15 protein-coding genes are annotated in these 15,181 nt (G+C 57.8%); all 15 read right to left on the bottom strand.

Going from position 1 to position 15,181, the window contains the following annotated elements; all coding sequences use genetic code 11:
- Positions 1-65 precede the first annotated feature (65 nt).
- The gene (fliT, locus tag OYW20_RS08740; protein ID WP_268800294.1) at positions 66-362 is read right to left on the bottom strand and encodes a flagellar protein FliT; all 297 of its coding nucleotides are present in this window, start codon (positions 360-362) and stop codon (positions 66-68) included.
- Between the two features lie 20 nt (positions 363-382).
- Positions 383-766 (bottom strand): flagellar export chaperone FliS, encoded by a 384-nt coding sequence (fliS, locus tag OYW20_RS08735; protein ID WP_268800293.1) that lies wholly within the window; start codon positions 764-766, stop codon positions 383-385.
- Between the two features lie 119 nt (positions 767-885).
- Positions 886-2,310: a flagellar filament capping protein FliD gene (gene fliD / locus OYW20_RS08730; protein ID WP_268800292.1), complete on the bottom strand. Its 1,425-nt coding sequence runs from the start codon at positions 2,308-2,310 to the stop codon at positions 886-888.
- A 74-nt stretch (positions 2,311-2,384) separates the two neighbouring features.
- Positions 2,385-2,765 carry a flagellar protein FlaG gene (locus tag OYW20_RS08725; RefSeq protein ID WP_268800291.1) on the bottom strand — a complete coding sequence of 127 codons (381 nt, stop codon included), beginning with the start codon at positions 2,763-2,765 and terminating at the stop codon, positions 2,385-2,387.
- 76 nt (positions 2,766-2,841) lie between these two features.
- Entirely contained in the window at positions 2,842-3,690 is an 849-nt protein-coding gene (locus tag OYW20_RS08720) for a flagellin domain-containing protein (RefSeq protein ID WP_268800290.1), read from the bottom strand.
- Between the two features lie 315 nt (positions 3,691-4,005).
- A complete protein-coding gene (locus OYW20_RS08715; protein ID WP_268800289.1) occupies positions 4,006-5,139 on the bottom strand; it encodes a flagellin N-terminal helical domain-containing protein in 1,134 nt (377 codons plus the stop codon).
- A 939-nt stretch (positions 5,140-6,078) separates the two neighbouring features.
- Positions 6,079-6,342, bottom strand: a complete 264-nt coding sequence (locus tag OYW20_RS08710; protein WP_268800287.1) for a hypothetical protein — start codon at positions 6,340-6,342, stop codon at positions 6,079-6,081.
- The gene (locus tag OYW20_RS08705) at positions 6,339-7,634 is read right to left on the bottom strand and encodes a motility associated factor glycosyltransferase family protein (protein ID WP_268800286.1); all 1,296 of its coding nucleotides are present in this window, start codon (positions 7,632-7,634) and stop codon (positions 6,339-6,341) included. The genes OYW20_RS08710 and OYW20_RS08705 overlap by 4 nt, the downstream gene beginning before the upstream one ends.
- An 83-nt stretch (positions 7,635-7,717) precedes the next feature.
- On the bottom strand, positions 7,718-8,644 hold the full coding sequence (locus OYW20_RS08700) for a ketoacyl-ACP synthase III (RefSeq protein ID WP_268800285.1): 927 nt from the start codon (positions 8,642-8,644) through the stop codon (positions 7,718-7,720).
- A 494-nt stretch (positions 8,645-9,138) separates the two neighbouring features.
- Entirely contained in the window at positions 9,139-10,191 is a 1,053-nt protein-coding gene (gene pseI, locus OYW20_RS08695) for a pseudaminic acid synthase (protein ID WP_268801085.1), read from the bottom strand.
- Positions 10,184-11,683, bottom strand: coding sequence for a UDP-2,4-diacetamido-2,4,6-trideoxy-beta-L-altropyranose hydrolase (pseG, locus tag OYW20_RS08690; RefSeq protein WP_268800284.1), 1,500 nt, complete (start codon positions 11,681-11,683; stop codon positions 10,184-10,186). The genes pseI and pseG overlap by 8 nt, the downstream gene beginning before the upstream one ends.
- Positions 11,680-12,381: a pseudaminic acid cytidylyltransferase gene (pseF, locus tag OYW20_RS08685; RefSeq protein WP_268800283.1), complete on the bottom strand. Its 702-nt coding sequence runs from the start codon at positions 12,379-12,381 to the stop codon at positions 11,680-11,682. Before pseF ends, pseG begins: the two co-directional genes overlap by 4 nt.
- A complete protein-coding gene (locus tag OYW20_RS08680; RefSeq protein WP_268800282.1) occupies positions 12,378-12,998 on the bottom strand; it encodes a pseudaminic acid biosynthesis-associated methylase in 621 nt (206 codons plus the stop codon). Before OYW20_RS08680 ends, pseF begins: the two co-directional genes overlap by 4 nt.
- Positions 12,982-14,175, bottom strand: coding sequence for a UDP-4-amino-4,6-dideoxy-N-acetyl-beta-L-altrosamine transaminase (pseC, locus tag OYW20_RS08675; RefSeq protein WP_268800281.1), 1,194 nt, complete (start codon positions 14,173-14,175; stop codon positions 12,982-12,984). Before pseC ends, OYW20_RS08680 begins: the two co-directional genes overlap by 17 nt.
- A complete protein-coding gene (gene pseB, locus OYW20_RS08670; RefSeq protein ID WP_268800280.1) occupies positions 14,172-15,173 on the bottom strand; it encodes a UDP-N-acetylglucosamine 4,6-dehydratase (inverting) in 1,002 nt (333 codons plus the stop codon). The genes pseC and pseB overlap by 4 nt, the downstream gene beginning before the upstream one ends.
- Between the last annotated feature and the right edge of the window lie 8 nt (positions 15,174-15,181).

The raw sequence follows: 15,181 nt of genomic DNA, 5'->3' as shown, positions 1-15,181 counted from the left end.
AGTTAAGTCAAAAAACCGCACACAGTCAAATTTATGGCGCACAATCTTTATCATTCAACCCAGCGTCAACCGAACAGATGGTAAACCTTTGCAGCACTTTTCGCTCGCTGGATGTGAGACATTTCATCGGCGATTGCCTGGCGTTCTCCCACTGCTACGTCGATCAACTGCCGATAAACACCCAACAAATCTTCCAGATTGCTGCGCAACTCAGGCTCGTCCTTCGGCGCCTCGCTGATGACCTCGTCGACGCAGGCGCGGCAGGCCAGATCCAGCTTGCCGATCGCCTCCCAATCGCGCTCCGCCAGGGCATGGCTCAGGGCTTCACGGGTTTGTTCGATACGCTTGAGTGCGGCAGACATGGTGTTCTCCTTGCAGCAGGCTAGTGAGCAGCAATCGCATCCCAGCCTTCCTTGACGGTGAGCAGCAAACCGCTCACTTCGTCGAGGATCTTTGGGTCAGTTTTTATATTTGCCTGAGCCAGGCGTTGCATCATGTATACATAAAGATTGTCAACATGGGCCAGGGCCTTAGCCTGCTTCTCCATGTCCAGGCCTTCGCGCAGGCCTCCGATGATTTCAATCGCCTTGCCAATCAACACCCCTTTGGCGGGGATATCTTTACGCCCGATTGCCCCTTTTGCCTGAGCAATGCGATCCAGGCCAGCTTCCATCAACATCTGCACCAGGCGATGCGGAGTGGCCTCGGACGTCTGAGCATGGGAATTGACCTTCTGATACTGCCGAAGGGCTGCCATCCGGTTCATGATCTTTCCTCACACAACACAAAATTCGTATAACCATGTTATCGACGCTGCGATCACAAACTTTAGTCCACATGCCAAAAACCCGGCAGTAGCCGGGTCTTTGTTTTCAAACGAAAAAATCAGCCCGACTTTGACGCATTGAGCGAGTCGAAGAACGAGGTGACGCTGGATGCCGAGGCCTTCAATTGCCCCACCAGCAAGTCCATCGCGTTGTACTTGGCAGTCAGCGTGGCGGTCAGCGTAGTGACGCGCAAATTGAGGGCTGTCTGCTGGTCGCTCAGATCATTCTTTTGATTGTTCAGACTGCTTGTGCGCGTGTCGAAGATGCCGCCAGTCTGGGTGTAAGGAGCAATCGCCGCCCCCATTCGCGCCAGCAAACCGTTTTTGGTATCGGTGCCAGAAAACAGCTGCTGCACGTTGCCAGCCAGGCCTTTGTCCATCGCCGCTGTGAACTTGACGTTGTCCAGGGACAACGTACCGTCCGATTGAGACGTCGAAATGCCCAACTGAGAAAGCACAGACAAGTCACCCGCAGCGCCGGTTGTAACCAACTCGTTGCGCATGGCCGACAAGATCGAGCGCGGCATTGAGTCGCCCGTCAATGCGGCCGGTGTCACGGTGGAGCCGGTCTTCGCGTCTGGCGTCTGGCTGACAGTGGCTTTGGACACCGTGCTGATTGCCTTCACGACCGTGTTGTAGGCATCGATAAAGCTTTGCAGCGACGCTTTCAAGCCGTCGGTGTTGGTGGAGATGTTCACGGTTGAAGTGCCGGCGGTGAGCAGCGTCATGCTCATGCCCCCCAGCGCCTTGTCGATGGTGTTGCTTTTGCTGGTCACCGGCAACCCGTTGATGGTCAGCTGTGCGCTCGCAGCCTGTGTACCAATGTAGCCGGCAGACGTCTTGGAGCCGGTGGCCAGCGCCGTGTTGGCGGCAATGGTGAAACCGGTGATGTCGCTGCTCGTGGTGATGTCCGATCCGGCACCCGTCGCGGTGGAGCCCAGCACCAGCCGCGAGCCGTTGTCATCGGTGATGATGTTGGCGCTGATATTGGTGGTCGCGGTGTCGGCATTGATTTGCTTGACCACCGAGGCAAGCGTTGAGCCCTCGGGAATCACGTAGCTTTTTGAAATGCCATTTTGAGTGATGCTCAGATTACCACTCGGAATGGCACTGGCAGCGCCGCCGTCGAAGGCTGCGGTTGCAACGCTGGAGGACGTCGCTATTTCGGTGACATTGACGGTGTAGTTACCCGGAACGGCGGTGTTATCAGATGTCACTTTAAGCTTGGTTTCATCCGACGATTTGGCCGCATAACCCGCAAACTGCAATTTGCTGGTGCCGGTGTCAGGCTTCATCAGGCTCTGAAACGCATCCATGGCACTTTGCAACGTGCCAACACCGGACAACTTGGAGGTGACCAGTTTGGTTTGCGTGGTGATCTGGGTTTGCTTGGCGAGCTTATCGGAATTCACCAGTGCGGTGACGATATCCCCGATAGCAAGGCCCGAACCAAGACCGGTTGCAGGGGTAATTGGACTAGCCATGTGCTGCTCCTTTCAGTTGAGTCGGCCTTTTGACGGCTTCACCGTTCAAAAAACGCGTACACGATTCATGCCATTCAAACTTTCGCATCAAACAGCAGACTGTGCGCGTTATGCAGACTGTCGGCAATTCTCAGCGCTTCGGCGGACGGCAATTGCCGCACCACTTCACCCGTTTCACTGGCGATGACCTTGACCACGACTTTGCCGGATCCCTCGTCAATCGAGAACTCCAGGTTACGCCGTACTGACTGAACAAACTTTTCGATTTCCTTAACCGCGACCTTCAAGGCTTCGGTGTTTTCTGAATCCGGCTTCTTACCTGTATTGGCGTTGGTGTCTGATGAAGCAGCCGACACCGGATCCACCGGAGGCACCACAGCCTGTTTTTCGGCAACCACAGGTACAGGTTGCTGCATCGCTGGGTAAGACAAGCTTAGCTTTACGCTCATATCCATGTCTGTTGACCTCTACAAAGTAAAAAAGCGGGAGAGCACGACAAGCACGCTCCCCCGCTAAAACCGATTACCGATATTACTGAAGCAGTTTCAGTACAGCCGATGGCAGTTGGTTAGCCTGTGCCAGAACAGCGGTGGAAGCCTGTTGCAGAGTTTGCTGCTTGGTCAGGTTAGCGGTTTCAGCTGCGAAGTCGGTGTCTTGAATACGACCCAGTGCAGCGGTGGCGTTTTCGTTGACGTTTTGCAGGTTGGAAATGGTGCTGGTCAGACGGTTTTGCGAAGCACCGAGGTTTGCACGAGTGGCGTTGATCGCTGCCAGAGCGGCGTCAATTGCGGTGATCGCTTTGTCGACGTTGCCCGAAGCAGTGGCGCTGGTACCGGAGATAGCGATCGAGCCGCTGGCAACCGACAACGAAGTGGCGTCGAACTTGCCGCTCAGTACCAGGTCGATGCGGTTGGACGAACCTACGTCCGAACCAACTTGCAGGGACATGGTGCCGGCAGTACCGTCGAGCAGGTTTTTGCCGTTGAGGTTGGTCGACGCCGAGATACGGGTCAATTCGTCAGACATCTGGCCGAATTCAGCGTTCAGAGCGGTACGGTCAGCAGAACCGTTGGTGTCGTTTCGCGACTGAACAGCCAGTTCACGCATACGTTGCAGAATGTTGGTGGATTCTTGCAGAGCGCCTTCAGCGGTCTGAGCCATCGAGATACCGTCGTTGGCGTTCTTGATTGCTACGGTCTGGCCACGGATCTGCGAAGTTTCGCGAGTGGCGATCTGCAGGCCAGCGGCGTCGTCTTTGGCGCTGTTGATTTTCAGGCCGGAAGACAGGCGCTGCATGGAAGTAGCCAGTGCGTCGCTTGCTTTGCCCAGGTTCTTTTGAACAGACAGGGAAGCAACGTTAGTGTTTACGCCTAAAGCCATGATGAATTCCTCAATGATTGGGTACTGCGGCTTTCCGGCCCTGGCAACCGCCGGGTTTGGCCTAGAGAACCTTCGTAATAGTTATCGTCGTATTTGCAAGGAGCTTGAGGGCTTTTTGAAAATTATTTGCCACCAGAGCGCCACCCCTGCTTTTGACGGGGGTTACACAGCGTTTCGGCGCAAGGCCTTCAAGCTTTAATCACGACGTTAAAACTCCCTCCATAAAACGAGGCTTTGACCGGACGCGCCCAAGGGAGCGTCCGGCTATCATCATGCAGCGTGAAACGGATAAAGTTGTTAAAGAGCGGTAAAGCCTTATTGCAGCAACTTGAGCACCGCAGCCGGCAGCTGATTGGCCTGAGCCAGCACAGCGGTGGATGCCTGCTGCAGGGTTTGTTGCTTGGTGAGCTCGGCGGTTTCGGCGGCGAAGTCGACGTCCTGGATCTGCCCTTGGGAGGCAGTGGCGTTTTTCACCATGTTTTGAAGGTTCTCAATAGCGCTCGTGAAGCGGTTCTGTTTGGCACCCAAGTCCGCGCGAGCCGCGTTGACGAGGCTCAAGGCCTTGTCGATCGCCTTCATCGTGGCTTCTATATTCTCGTGGCGGGCTGACCTATTTAAAACTTCATCACTGTCGCCAGCATCCTTGACTACTTTCTCAGCGGTAGCGAGTGCAGCTTTCGCGGTCGCCAGTGCTTGCTTTTCAAGATCAGTGGGTGGGGTGGTGATAGCAGCAAATGTCGTCTCGGCCGTCTTTAGATCCGCTTCAGCAGCAGTAACAGCGTCTTTCATTACGTCAGTGACAGAGCTCACTATATTTCTAACCCCAGCGCCATCAATCGACATCGCCAGGTATTCGCCCTTTACGACAACCCTCGAACCGCTGGTCGTTGCATCTGCTGGAATGGCGGCTGCATCCGCATCTGCTACAAACATTGATTCAGAGGAAAAGTCGTCGCTTAGCGACAGACTGATTTTTTCAGTTGCACCTACGTTCGCCCCTACTTGAAAACTGAGGGCACCTGCACTTCCGTCCAGAAGATTCAACTCAGCACCAAACGTCGTTCCTCGAGCAATGCGTGTCAACTCCGCAACAGACTGCTGAAACTCGGCATTCAGTGCAATTCGTTCGTTCGGGCCATTATTCCCATTGGTAGCCTGTACTGCCAACTCTCGCATACGCTGCAAGTTACTAAGTGATTTCTCCAGCGCACCTTCGGCCGTCTGAATAATTGAAATAGCCGCTCCGGCATTTCGGGTTGCAACGGTCATTCCCCGGATTTGGGTATCGAGCCGAGTTGCAATCTGCATTCCGGCCGCATCGTCCTTGGCGCTGTTGATTCGCAGCCCCGAGGACAAGCGTGACATTGAAGTGCTCAAGGCGTCAGACGACTTGTTCAAATTACGCTGAACAGACAATGAAGCAATATTGGTATTAACGGTTAAAGCCATCTTTATATCCCTCGTGATTGACAAAACCGACTCTCCACAAGAAGGGAATCCCAACGCCCTTGGAGTGCCTACAACTCCGTTATCGCCAACTCGACAAACAGCTTTAGCCGTAAAAAACAAATAAAGTTGGATAATTAAAATGCCACCACGTCATATGTAGTACTCAAAATCTTTCATCCTGTTGAATAACTTACGCGCAGCATAAAAAAATAAAAAATCAGTAAAATTCAAAAAATTCAACCGTAACTCGCAGCACCATGAGAATTCCAGACGCGCAAAATGGCTGACAACTCCCACAACACTGCCGGACCCGTCCTTATTTAAATTTTTTCATCTTAATATTATGTGAAATCGATCACACACCGAGACAGCTTAACCATCTAAACAGGAAACAATCATGAAGACTGCAAAACTGATAATGCTCGCCTTATTTGCGAGCAGTGCTATCGCGATTCAAAATACTCACGCGACGGACGTAGAGGTTCACATACAAAACCTTTCTTCTGACCCATTCGGACATCGTCATCAGAGTCCCCACGAATCCTCTTGCCCGGCTGCAGTCAATCCGTATTCCTGAATTTTCCGAACGATGGAAGTTCGGTTAGCACGAGCTACACGACTGCATCAGGCAAGACGTGCAATTTCACCGCGTCCCACAGAAGCTATGGGGGCAACACAACAAAATGGGACAAAGACGCCACTGCCGCTCAAGCCGGCAAGTCCAACTGCGGAGTGATATTGAACGTGCGCAGGTATTCATCACCTTTTCACTACAGGGTTGGCTTTGACATGACTGACTGATCGGTTTGGTTGACGTGCAATGTAGAGGAGGACCATTCAGTACCGGTCCTCCTCCTTAACGAGACAGGCCGTCATGTGCCAAATGCAGGCTGACAACTCACTCACAGCTCAAGGCATTACTCGTCGAGATCCCTTCGGCTAAAGAAGGCTGTTGAGAAACGGCAAAAACTCAAACTCCAACCCATCCGCCACGCCAATCCAGTCTTGCCGCTCCTGGCAGTTGAGCAGCGTATTCAGCACTTGGCCGAAAGCGTGTTGATCAGCCGGCGAGCGGGCCGTCATCGGCGGCATGGCAGCGTCGATCAGTTCAACCATGATCAGGGCGGCTTCGATGTCGCGGCCCAGGCGAAACAGGTCGGCGCAGCGAAGGGCTTGGGTAATGACGGCAGCGGGAGTAGTCATGGGGCGGTCCAGTCGGGGTCGAACGCAGTGCCTACGATCAGCGCGCCGTCGCGGCTGGTGTTGAAGAAACTCACCTCAGGATGCCGGGTGATGTAGCGCTCAAGCTCGATCAGGTAGCTGCGAAAGTTGAGCTGGGTTTTGACCTTGTTGCCACGGCCGTCCAGCACCCAGTGCCGTGAGACATTTGCCTTTGGCCCCAGATCGCCGTCTTGCCAGCCGGTGTGGGTTTTATCCCCCGGAAAGGCAAAGTCCGCCCCCAGCAGGCTGATGCGGCTCGCGCCCATCTGCACGGCCAGATCAATCGCAGGATGAATCACGCTGCCGCCGACGAATAAAGGGCCACGCGGGAATCGCTGGCGAAGCTGCTCGTACAGCGGGCTGCTGGAATAGCCGACATACCGGGGGCCTTGCCATGCGGCGAGCATGTTGGCATCCAGCCCCGGCAGGTAGACCAGCGCGATGTGCGCCGTGTCGTCGGGAGCCAGGTGCCGCGCGGTGATCTGGTGATCAATGCTGACGACCACATCGGGTTCGATACCGGCGTTGCGCAGCGGCACCAGCGCGGTATCGACGCAGATGAACAGCGGCCGCTCTGCCTCGTCCTTCAAGGCGCACAGTCTCGCCAGATGCTGATGCAGGCTCGGTCCGGTCGCGAGGATCAACGCTTCTCGACCAGCCTGAGTGCCGAACAACTCGCCGACGTCCTTGTCGCTTTGCAGCAACGCCAACCCCTGCCGAAGTTGCCGCTGATTAGCCTCCGTGCCCGGATCGAACGTCTGGTTGTTGAAGGTCAGATGCACCTCACTTACCAGGCGGTCGCGGATCCGGGCGCTGGCGTCGTCGGCCAGCACCAGTTCGGCGGGCAGCGCAAAAAAAGGCAGTTTGATTTCTGGGGACTCATCGGCATACGCCAATGTCACACGCGGATCGGACAGCCAGTCGTCCTGCTCCAGCACCTCAAGCACGACCCTGAACAAGGCGCCGTTGAGGATGTGCACATCCACGCGCTCAAGGCCTTCCCCGGTCAACAGCAGACGTTGCAGATCACCCAGGCCAGTGCCGTAAACATGCACGTGACGCGGGTGGTCGGGCAGGCTGTCGGCTTGAAGCTGCGCTTCCTTGAGCCCATCGTGGCGGCTGGTGAGCTGTATGCCATTCACCCTCAACGTCGGGCTTGCCCCTTCAACCAGCTCGACGGCTACCGACTCGACGTCTTCGGCGAGCAAACGCTGCAAGACACCGGGCCAGCGTTGTTCGACGACCGCGCAGTTACGCGGGAAGATTTCGCTCATCACAGCCATCCATTCAGGGTGATCGGTGCACAACGCAAAACGGCGACCTGGGGTCAGGTCGCCGTTTTGGGGAACGCGTCAGGTCAAGGACGATAAATGATTGCCGAGCCCCACGACAACCCTACACCGAAGCCGCTGACCGCGATGCGCTTCCACTTGGAAGCGATCACGTGTTTTTCAAGCAGCAGCGGGATGCTCGAAGACACCGTATTGCCGGTTTCGAGCATGTCCTTGAGGAATTTTTCCGGTTCGCCCTCGAAGCGCCGAGCCACGGCATCGACAATCGCAGCGCTGCCCTGATGAATGCAGAACGCGTCGATGTCGGCCGATTGCAGGCCGGATTCTTCGAGCAGCTCATGCAAATGCGCCGGGACTTTGATCAGTGCGAAGTTGAACACCTGCCGGCCGTTCATGAAGAACACGCCGTTGCTGGTTTTCAGAAAAGGTGCGCCTGAGCCGTCGGTGCCGAACTTCGCCTTGCCCAACTGCCATGGCGCGTCTTCGCCCATCCAGGTGGCCGTGGCCGCATCGCCGAACAGCATGGTGGTGTTGCGGTCTTCAGGGTCGACGATCTTGGAGTACGGGTCGGCGGTCACCAGCAAGCCATTCTTCAGGCCAGCGGCTTCCATGAAGCCCTTCAGTGCGTAGATGCCGTAAACATAGCCGGAGCAACCCAGCGAGATGTCGAACGCGGCCACGTGGGTAGGCAGGCCCAGCTTGTCCTGAACAATGGCTGCGGTGTGTGGCAGCCCTTCTTCGTCACCGTTTTGCGTAACGACAATCAGCGCGTCGATAGACTCGCGCTTGAGAGCAGGGTTGTTGGCGAACAACTTGTTGACGGCTTCGACGCACAGGTCAGATGTTTCCTGAGTGTCGTCTTTGCGTGGCAGGAACGCTGAACCGATCTTGCCGAGAATGAACTCGTCATCCTTTCCGAATTTGGCACCCTGGGCGTAATTGTCGACGCCGGATGCTGGCACGTAACTCGCGATGCTTTTGATGCCAATCATCATGGCTTCCCAATAAAAAACTGCTGAACATCACCGCAAATGAAGAGGTGCGGCATTGAAAATCAGGGGTTTGTGGCCGGAAAAAAGGGTCACGTCAGTGCGAAAGGGTTTCCAGAATGTGTCTGAAATCAACCTTATGCCTTCGTCACCCACCTGCACGATACAGTGAAGATGCGCGTTATGACCCATAGGTCACCAAAAGTTTTACAAGCTTTTAGCTGAGCGGTAAGCGCCGCGCAAGGCTTGGCGGCGCTTCAGACAGGCAATTGACATGAAGTTGTGATCGCTCAGCGGCAGTCGCAGCCCTGTAGGCGCGAATTCATTCGCGAGAGGCCGGGACGGGCTTAACCCATCAACACGGGTCGCGAACACGTTGGTGCTCAACGAAGCGTGCGCGAGCAAAACAAACGAGGGAACGCCACAAATCCTTTGGAGCTGACGAGCCGGTGCGAGGCCGCGATGCGGTCCATGCGGATGTACGCAGCGCCGCGCTTTTACTGGATCAAATCCCAGCTCAACGGGGTGCCGCGCCGCAGGCCGGTTCGCGCTGTGCGGCCGAGCACGGCGTCGATGTGTTTGGGCGCCAGACCAAGGCCTGGACGGATTGCGCGCACGTTTGCGGCAGTCAATGCCTGCCCCGGTGCGATGTCCTGAACCACGTATAACGAACGGCGAAATACCCTCGACTTCTCCTCGGCCTGCGTCGCGCCATAGCGCACGTGTCCCATGGCCTGCCAGGCACGCTCGGTCTCGACCACCAGGCTTGCCAGTTCGGCAGGCTCCAGTGAAAAGCTCGCATCCACGCCACCGTCGGCGCGATCCAGCGTGAAGTGTTTTTCAATGACGGTCGCGCCCAGCGCCACCGCCGCCACGGACACGCCGACGCCCATGGTGTGATCGGACAGGCCCACCTGACAGCCGAACAATTCACGCAAATGAGGAACAGTGCGCAGGTGGCTGTTCAGCGGCGAGGCCGGGTACGTGCTGGTGCATTTGAGCAGCACCAGATCCTTGCAACCGGCCTCACGCGCAGCGGTCACGCTTTCATCCAGCTCGGCGATGCTGGCCATGCCGGTGGAAATAATCATGGGCTTGCCGGTCGCGGCCACGCGCCGGATCAGCGGAATATCAGTGTTCTCGAAGCTGGCGATCTTGTAGGCGGGCACGTCCAGGCTTTCGAGAAAGTCTACGGCGGTCTCATCGAACGGCGTCGAGAACGCCAGCATGCCCAGCGATTTGGCACGTTCAAAAATCGGTGAGTGCCATGCCCATGGCGTGTGCGCTTTTTCATACAGCGAATACAACGAAGATCCCGTCCAGAGGCTTTCCGGGTCTTTGATAAAGAACTCGCCCTCAGCGATATCCAGCGTCATGGTGTCAGCGGTGTAGGTTTGCAGTTTCAGCGCGTGTGCCCCCGCCCTGGCGGCCGCCTCGACGATGCGCAACGCCTGATCCAGTGACTGGTTGTGGTTACCGCTCATTTCGGCGATCACAAACGGGGGTGCATCGGTGCCGATAGAGCGTGTACCGATCTTGAAGCTACTCATCATTGATCACTCGCTGAAAATAACACTCGGCCTGCACGTAACCGGCCTTTTGAAAAAGCGTAATAGACACAGCGTTATCGGCCATGGCCTGAGCTTCGATGATCCGCACGTCAGGCCAATGCTCGCGCACGTAGCGCTCGCCACTCTGTAAAAGCGCCCTGCCCCAGCCCAGCCCGAGCTGGCCCGCCATCAAGTAAATCGAAACCTCGACGCGCTCTTCTTGCCGGTCGTAACGCAGCACGCCCAGCGGGCCCTGCACGGTTTCAGCGATCAGGAGCAAACGGTTGGCGCTGCTCAGACTCTGATCAAGCCAGCGCTGGTGGATGCCCCGATCAATCGGCTCGCGGTTGAAGGACCAGCACCGAACGTGCTCGGCATTTCGGCCCTCAAACAGCAGGTCCGCGTCCCGCGCGGTGGCCGGACGCAGCGCAAGCACCGGCGTCATCAACGCGGCAACAACGCGCATCGCGCCCTTGCCGTCGACCAGCGCACGGGAGCGCTGAGCAAAACTCTGGCGCAGTTCACGGTTGCCACACAGCAGCGCAACTGCCTCGGTCAGTCGCTGGCAATCCAGTTGCTCGTACGCACCCAGATACAAGTGCGCGCCGGCTTGTGCCAACAGCTGCGCATTCAGGCGCTGATTGTTGGCCACCGAAATACAGACCGTTGGCAAACCCAGCGCCGCACGCTCCCAAGTCGTGCCGCCGCCCGCGCCGATGAACAGATCAGCCTGCAGCAGCAGCCCGCAAAAATCATCGACCAGCGTGTGCAGACGCCACTGCGGACGAGCGGCTGCCAGTGCGCTCATCGTGTCCCAATCGGGGTTGTGCAAACCGGCAACGAAATCCACTTCAAGCTCAGTAAAGCATTGCAGCGCGAGCAAGGTTGCGAACACCTGCCGCGCTGCGTCGAAACCGCCAAAGTTGACCACCACCCGCGTGACTTTGGGGCGGATCTCGATGGGTTGGCACTCAAAGGCCTCGCGCATCAACGCGAAACGAGGGCCGAGCAAGGTCTGGCAATCGGCGCCGACCCAAGCCGCATAAGCGTGCTCGACAGCCTGCGCTGAAAAGTTCTGATCCAGCAGCAGGTCCGCTGCGTGTGGCCGATTGGCCAAGTCATCAATCGCCATCAGACGCTCAGCAAAGCGACGCGCCGCGGTTTCCCACTGCGCATCCAGACCGTAGTGATCAACGATCAGCCAATCGAAACGAAGCTCATCGCCCAACACATCGGTCAGCGCATCAATATCGGACTGCCACGGCAGTGAAGCTTCGATATCCGCACCGCTCTCCTGCGGGTAAGACGCAGGCAAACCATGGGCAACAAAGCCATGCTCGATGACGCGCTGCAACAGATGCCCCTTCAACTGACGGCAGGCAAATACCACTTCGGCGCCGTGCTTGCGCAACGCCTGCGCCAGGGTCAGGCAGCGCGCGATGTGCCCGCTGCCGATGGCAATGGAGGCATCTGTGCGAATCAATACCTTCATCCGTCCAGCTCTCCGCCTGCCAGGAGCGCGGCGTATAGGTATTGCGCACGTAGCCAGTCTTCTTCGCTGTCGATGTCCTGGACCAGATGCCGAGGCAGAATCACCGGCACGCTCTTGGGCGAAAAAATCACGTCGCCCCTTAGCCACGCGTCGGAACGCCCCCAATAGAATTGACCGGCGTCCTGATAAGCCGTCGGGAGATCCTGCGAGCGCACGTTGCGGAACTCAGGGTGCAGCGGCGCCAGTGTGCCCGCTTCGTTGATCAGCAATGCGCGCTGCACCGGAAAACCAAAGCTGCACACCGAGAACGCATACGACGCCAGCGGCGCTGCGCTCAATAGCTCATACCCCTGGCGCAGAAAGCGAACCTGGATCAACGGCGCGGTGGCGTAGATGCAACACGCGTAATCGAACGCCTGATCGAGTGTCGCCAAGGCGTGCTGGATCACCGCCGCCGTACCGGTGCGGGCATCGGCCAGCTCAGCCGGGCGCATGAACGGCACCTGGGCGCCATGCTCACGGGCGATGCACGCAATGTCTTCATCGTCGGTGCTGACCACCACGCGGTCGAACAATCCACTGGCGAGCGCTGCCCGGATCGACCAGGCGATCATCGGCTGACCGTTGAACAGCTTGATGTTCTTGCTTGCAATGCGCTGACTGCCGCCGCGTGCTGGAATGATCGCCACCGCGCTCATGGGCGTTTTTCCAGCAAAAACCAAGTGATGTCATCGGCGGGGAACAGAGGGTCACGGTGGTAAACGAAGCCGTAATCGAGCAGGTGCAAATCATCGAAACGCTCGAGCATGTCCCCCGCAAAGTCACGTTTGAAAAGCTTGCCGCTGTTGCCGCGATAGAGCACCTCGACCGGCGACGGATTGTAGTATTCGGCGATCAGCACGTAGCGGCGGCTGAGGCGGTACAGCTGCGCGTAAGCGTCGCCTAGCCGCTCGGGCGCCAGGTGGATAAGCACGCCTTTGCTAAGGGTCAGGTCGTAGGTGCGTTGCGGCGCGAAATCGAACAACGACCCCTGCCAGACTTCGGCGATGCCCAAGCGTTGGGCCTGCGCGCGAGCGCTGGCGTTAATCTCGACACCGCTCAACTCAGCCCTCGGCAGCAACGCATTAATTGCCTGCAGGTTATTGCCGGTGTTGGTGCCCAACTCCAGCACGCTGCCAATGGACTGGGAGCGCGCCAGCGCCTTTGCGAACAACGCAACATTGGCAGCGACCAGCGCACTGCCCTGATTGCGGGCCGCGTATTCGTTACCGAAATCACCCTGCCAGAAGTGCTCTTGTTCAGTCAGTTCTCGCATTCACGCCTCCACCGTTGGTGACCGCCAACAGACGCTTCAAGTGCACGATCACCGCATCTTGCTGTTCGTCGGTCAGCCCCGGAAACATCGGCAGGCTGATGGCCTGAGCGTAGTAAGCCTCTGCACAGGGAAAGTCTCCCGCCTTGAAACCCTGCGCCCGGTAATACGGCTGAAGGTGAACCGGAATGTAATGCACGTTGACCCCGATCCCCGCAGCACGCAGGGCCTCGAACACCTGGCGATGAGTCACGCTCAGACGCTCGGTCTGCAGCCGCACCACGTAAAGATGCCAGGCAGACTCTGCCTCCGTCTGCAGCGTTGGAAGGGTCAGTGGCAGGTCGGACAGACGCGCCTGGTAACGCGCCGCCAGTTCGCGACGCCGCGCCAGAAAGCCATCGAGCTTGTTCAGCTGCGACAACCCGAGCGCCGCTTGAATGTCGGTGATGCGGTAGTTGAAGCCCAGCTCAACCTGCTCGTAATACCAGGGGCCGTGACTGGGCTCGCTCATGTGCGCCGGGTCACGCGTCATACCGTGACAGCGCAGCGAGCGTAGGCGCTCGGCAAGCTCAGGTCGATTGGTCAGCACCAGCCCACCTTCGCCACTGGTGATGATTTTCACCGGGTGAAAACTGAACACGGTCATTGCCGTAAATTCGCTACACCCCACCGGCCGGCCAGCGTATCGAGCCCCCACGGCGTGTGAAGCGTCTTCGATCACGCTAAAGCCATAGTGATCGGCCAGTTCGGCAATGGCGCGCAAGTCGCAGCTTTGCCCCGAGAACGCCACCGCCACCAGTACTTTGGGCAGCGTCCCGTCGCGTTCGGCCGCTTGCAGTTTGTGCCGGAGCGCGACGACATCGAGGTTCCAGGTCAGCGGATCGATATCAACGAAATCCACGTCGGCGCCGCAATAACGGCCGCAGTTGGCAGACGCCAGAAAGGTATTGGGGCTGGTCCACAGCCGGTCGCCCGGCCCCAGATCCAGTGCCAGACACGCAATGTGCAGCGCTGCGGTGGCGTTGCACACCGCGACCCCGAAACCGGCCTCGCAACGCGCCGCCATCGAGGTTTCGAACCGCTCGATAGTCGGACCCTGGGTCAGCCAGTCGGACTCCAGCACCTGCACCACGGCATCAATGTCAGCCTGATCCAGGCTTTGCCGGCTGTAGGGAATCATGACGTGACGTCGGCGTGCATCTGACCAATCTGGCGGATCGACAGAAAATCCGGATTGGTGTCAGAGCGGTATTCAAAATCGTCCGCGACCGGATGCCCTTTGGCGCCGCTGGCGTCGAGGCTGAAATCGGCGTCAACGTTGTTGAAGCGGATCGACGGCACGATGGTGTAGTGATCCTCGAACTCCAGGGTCATGCGCGCATCGTCCTGCGGCACCATCAGCTCGTGCAGTTTTTCGCCGGGACGAATCCCCACCAGTTTGTGCGGCACATCGGCGGCCATTGCCTGGGCCAGATCGACAATGCGCACTGACGGGATTTTCGGCACGAATACTTCGCCGCCGTGCATCCGCGCAAAGCTCTGCAGAACAAAATCCACGCCGTGGTCCAACGTGATCCAGAAGCGCGTCATGCGTGCATCGGTGATGGGCAGCTCTTTGGCGCCGCCCGCGATGAGCTTGTTGAAGAACGGCACGATGGAGCCCCGCGAACCGGCGACGTTGCCATAGCGCACAACGGCGAAACGCGTCTGCTCTTCGCCGGCGATGTTGTTGGCCGCGACGAACAGCTTGTCGGACAGCAACTTGGTCGCACCGTACAGATTGATCGGGCTGGCCGCTTTGTCGGTGGACAGCGCGATGACCTTCTTCACGCCGTTGGCAAGCGCTGCGGCAATGATGTTTTCAGCGCCGTTGACGTTGGTGCGAATGAACTCGGTCGGGTTGTATTCGGCTGCGGGCACGTGCTTTAGCGCCGCAGCGTGCACCACGTAATCGATGCCGCGCATGCCCTGATGCAAACGCTCGGCGTCGCGCACATCGCCCAGGAAGTAGCGCATGCACGGCGCGTTGAAGTCCTGCTGCATTTCGTACTGCTTGAGCTCATCGCGTGAGAACACCACCACGCGCTTGGGCTGGTAGCGCTCAAGCAACGTGCGGATGAACATTCGCCCGAACGAGCCGGTGGCGCCGGAGATGAAGACTGACTTGCCGTTGAACATACCTGTGT

The sequence above is a fragment of the Pseudomonas sp. BSw22131 genome (assembly GCF_026810445.1).
Lineage (GTDB): Bacteria > Pseudomonadota > Gammaproteobacteria > Pseudomonadales > Pseudomonadaceae > Aquipseudomonas > Aquipseudomonas huanghezhanensis.
Note: the sequence above shows the minus strand (reverse complement) of the source record. Positions and strands in the feature narration are given on the sequence as shown.

What these genes read in the sequence shown, in the direction of transcription:
- pseG (WP_268800284.1), bottom strand. Translation starts at nt 11,683, where the DNA reads ATGAAGGTATTGATTCGCACAGATGCCTCCATTGCCATCGGCAGCGGG.
- fliT (WP_268800294.1), bottom strand. Translation starts at nt 362, where the DNA reads ATGTCTGCCGCACTCAAGCGTATCGAACAAACCCGTGAAGCCCTGAGC.
- pseB (WP_268800280.1), bottom strand. Translation starts at nt 15,173, where the DNA reads ATGTTCAACGGCAAGTCAGTCTTCATCTCCGGCGCCACCGGCTCGTTC.
- OYW20_RS08725 (WP_268800291.1), bottom strand. Translation starts at nt 2,765, where the DNA reads ATGGATATGAGCGTAAAGCTAAGCTTGTCTTACCCAGCGATGCAGCAA.
- fliD (WP_268800292.1), bottom strand. Translation starts at nt 2,310, where the DNA reads ATGGCTAGTCCAATTACCCCTGCAACCGGTCTTGGTTCGGGCCTTGCT.
- OYW20_RS08705 (WP_268800286.1), bottom strand. Translation starts at nt 7,634, where the DNA reads ATGAGCGAAATCTTCCCGCGTAACTGCGCGGTCGTCGAACAACGCTGG.
- OYW20_RS08715 (WP_268800289.1), bottom strand. Translation starts at nt 5,139, where the DNA reads ATGGCTTTAACCGTTAATACCAATATTGCTTCATTGTCTGTTCAGCGT.
- fliS (WP_268800293.1), bottom strand. Translation starts at nt 766, where the DNA reads ATGAACCGGATGGCAGCCCTTCGGCAGTATCAGAAGGTCAATTCCCAT.
- OYW20_RS08710 (WP_268800287.1), bottom strand. Translation starts at nt 6,342, where the DNA reads ATGACTACTCCCGCTGCCGTCATTACCCAAGCCCTTCGCTGCGCCGAC.
- OYW20_RS08680 (WP_268800282.1), bottom strand. Translation starts at nt 12,998, where the DNA reads ATGCGAGAACTGACTGAACAAGAGCACTTCTGGCAGGGTGATTTCGGT.
- pseF (WP_268800283.1), bottom strand. Translation starts at nt 12,381, where the DNA reads ATGAGCGCGGTGGCGATCATTCCAGCACGCGGCGGCAGTCAGCGCATT.
- pseI (WP_268801085.1), bottom strand. Translation starts at nt 10,191, where the DNA reads ATGAGTAGCTTCAAGATCGGTACACGCTCTATCGGCACCGATGCACCC.
- pseC (WP_268800281.1), bottom strand. Translation starts at nt 14,175, where the DNA reads ATGATTCCCTACAGCCGGCAAAGCCTGGATCAGGCTGACATTGATGCC.
- OYW20_RS08720 (WP_268800290.1), bottom strand. Translation starts at nt 3,690, where the DNA reads ATGGCTTTAGGCGTAAACACTAACGTTGCTTCCCTGTCTGTTCAAAAG.
- OYW20_RS08700 (WP_268800285.1), bottom strand. Translation starts at nt 8,644, where the DNA reads ATGATTGGCATCAAAAGCATCGCGAGTTACGTGCCAGCATCCGGCGTC.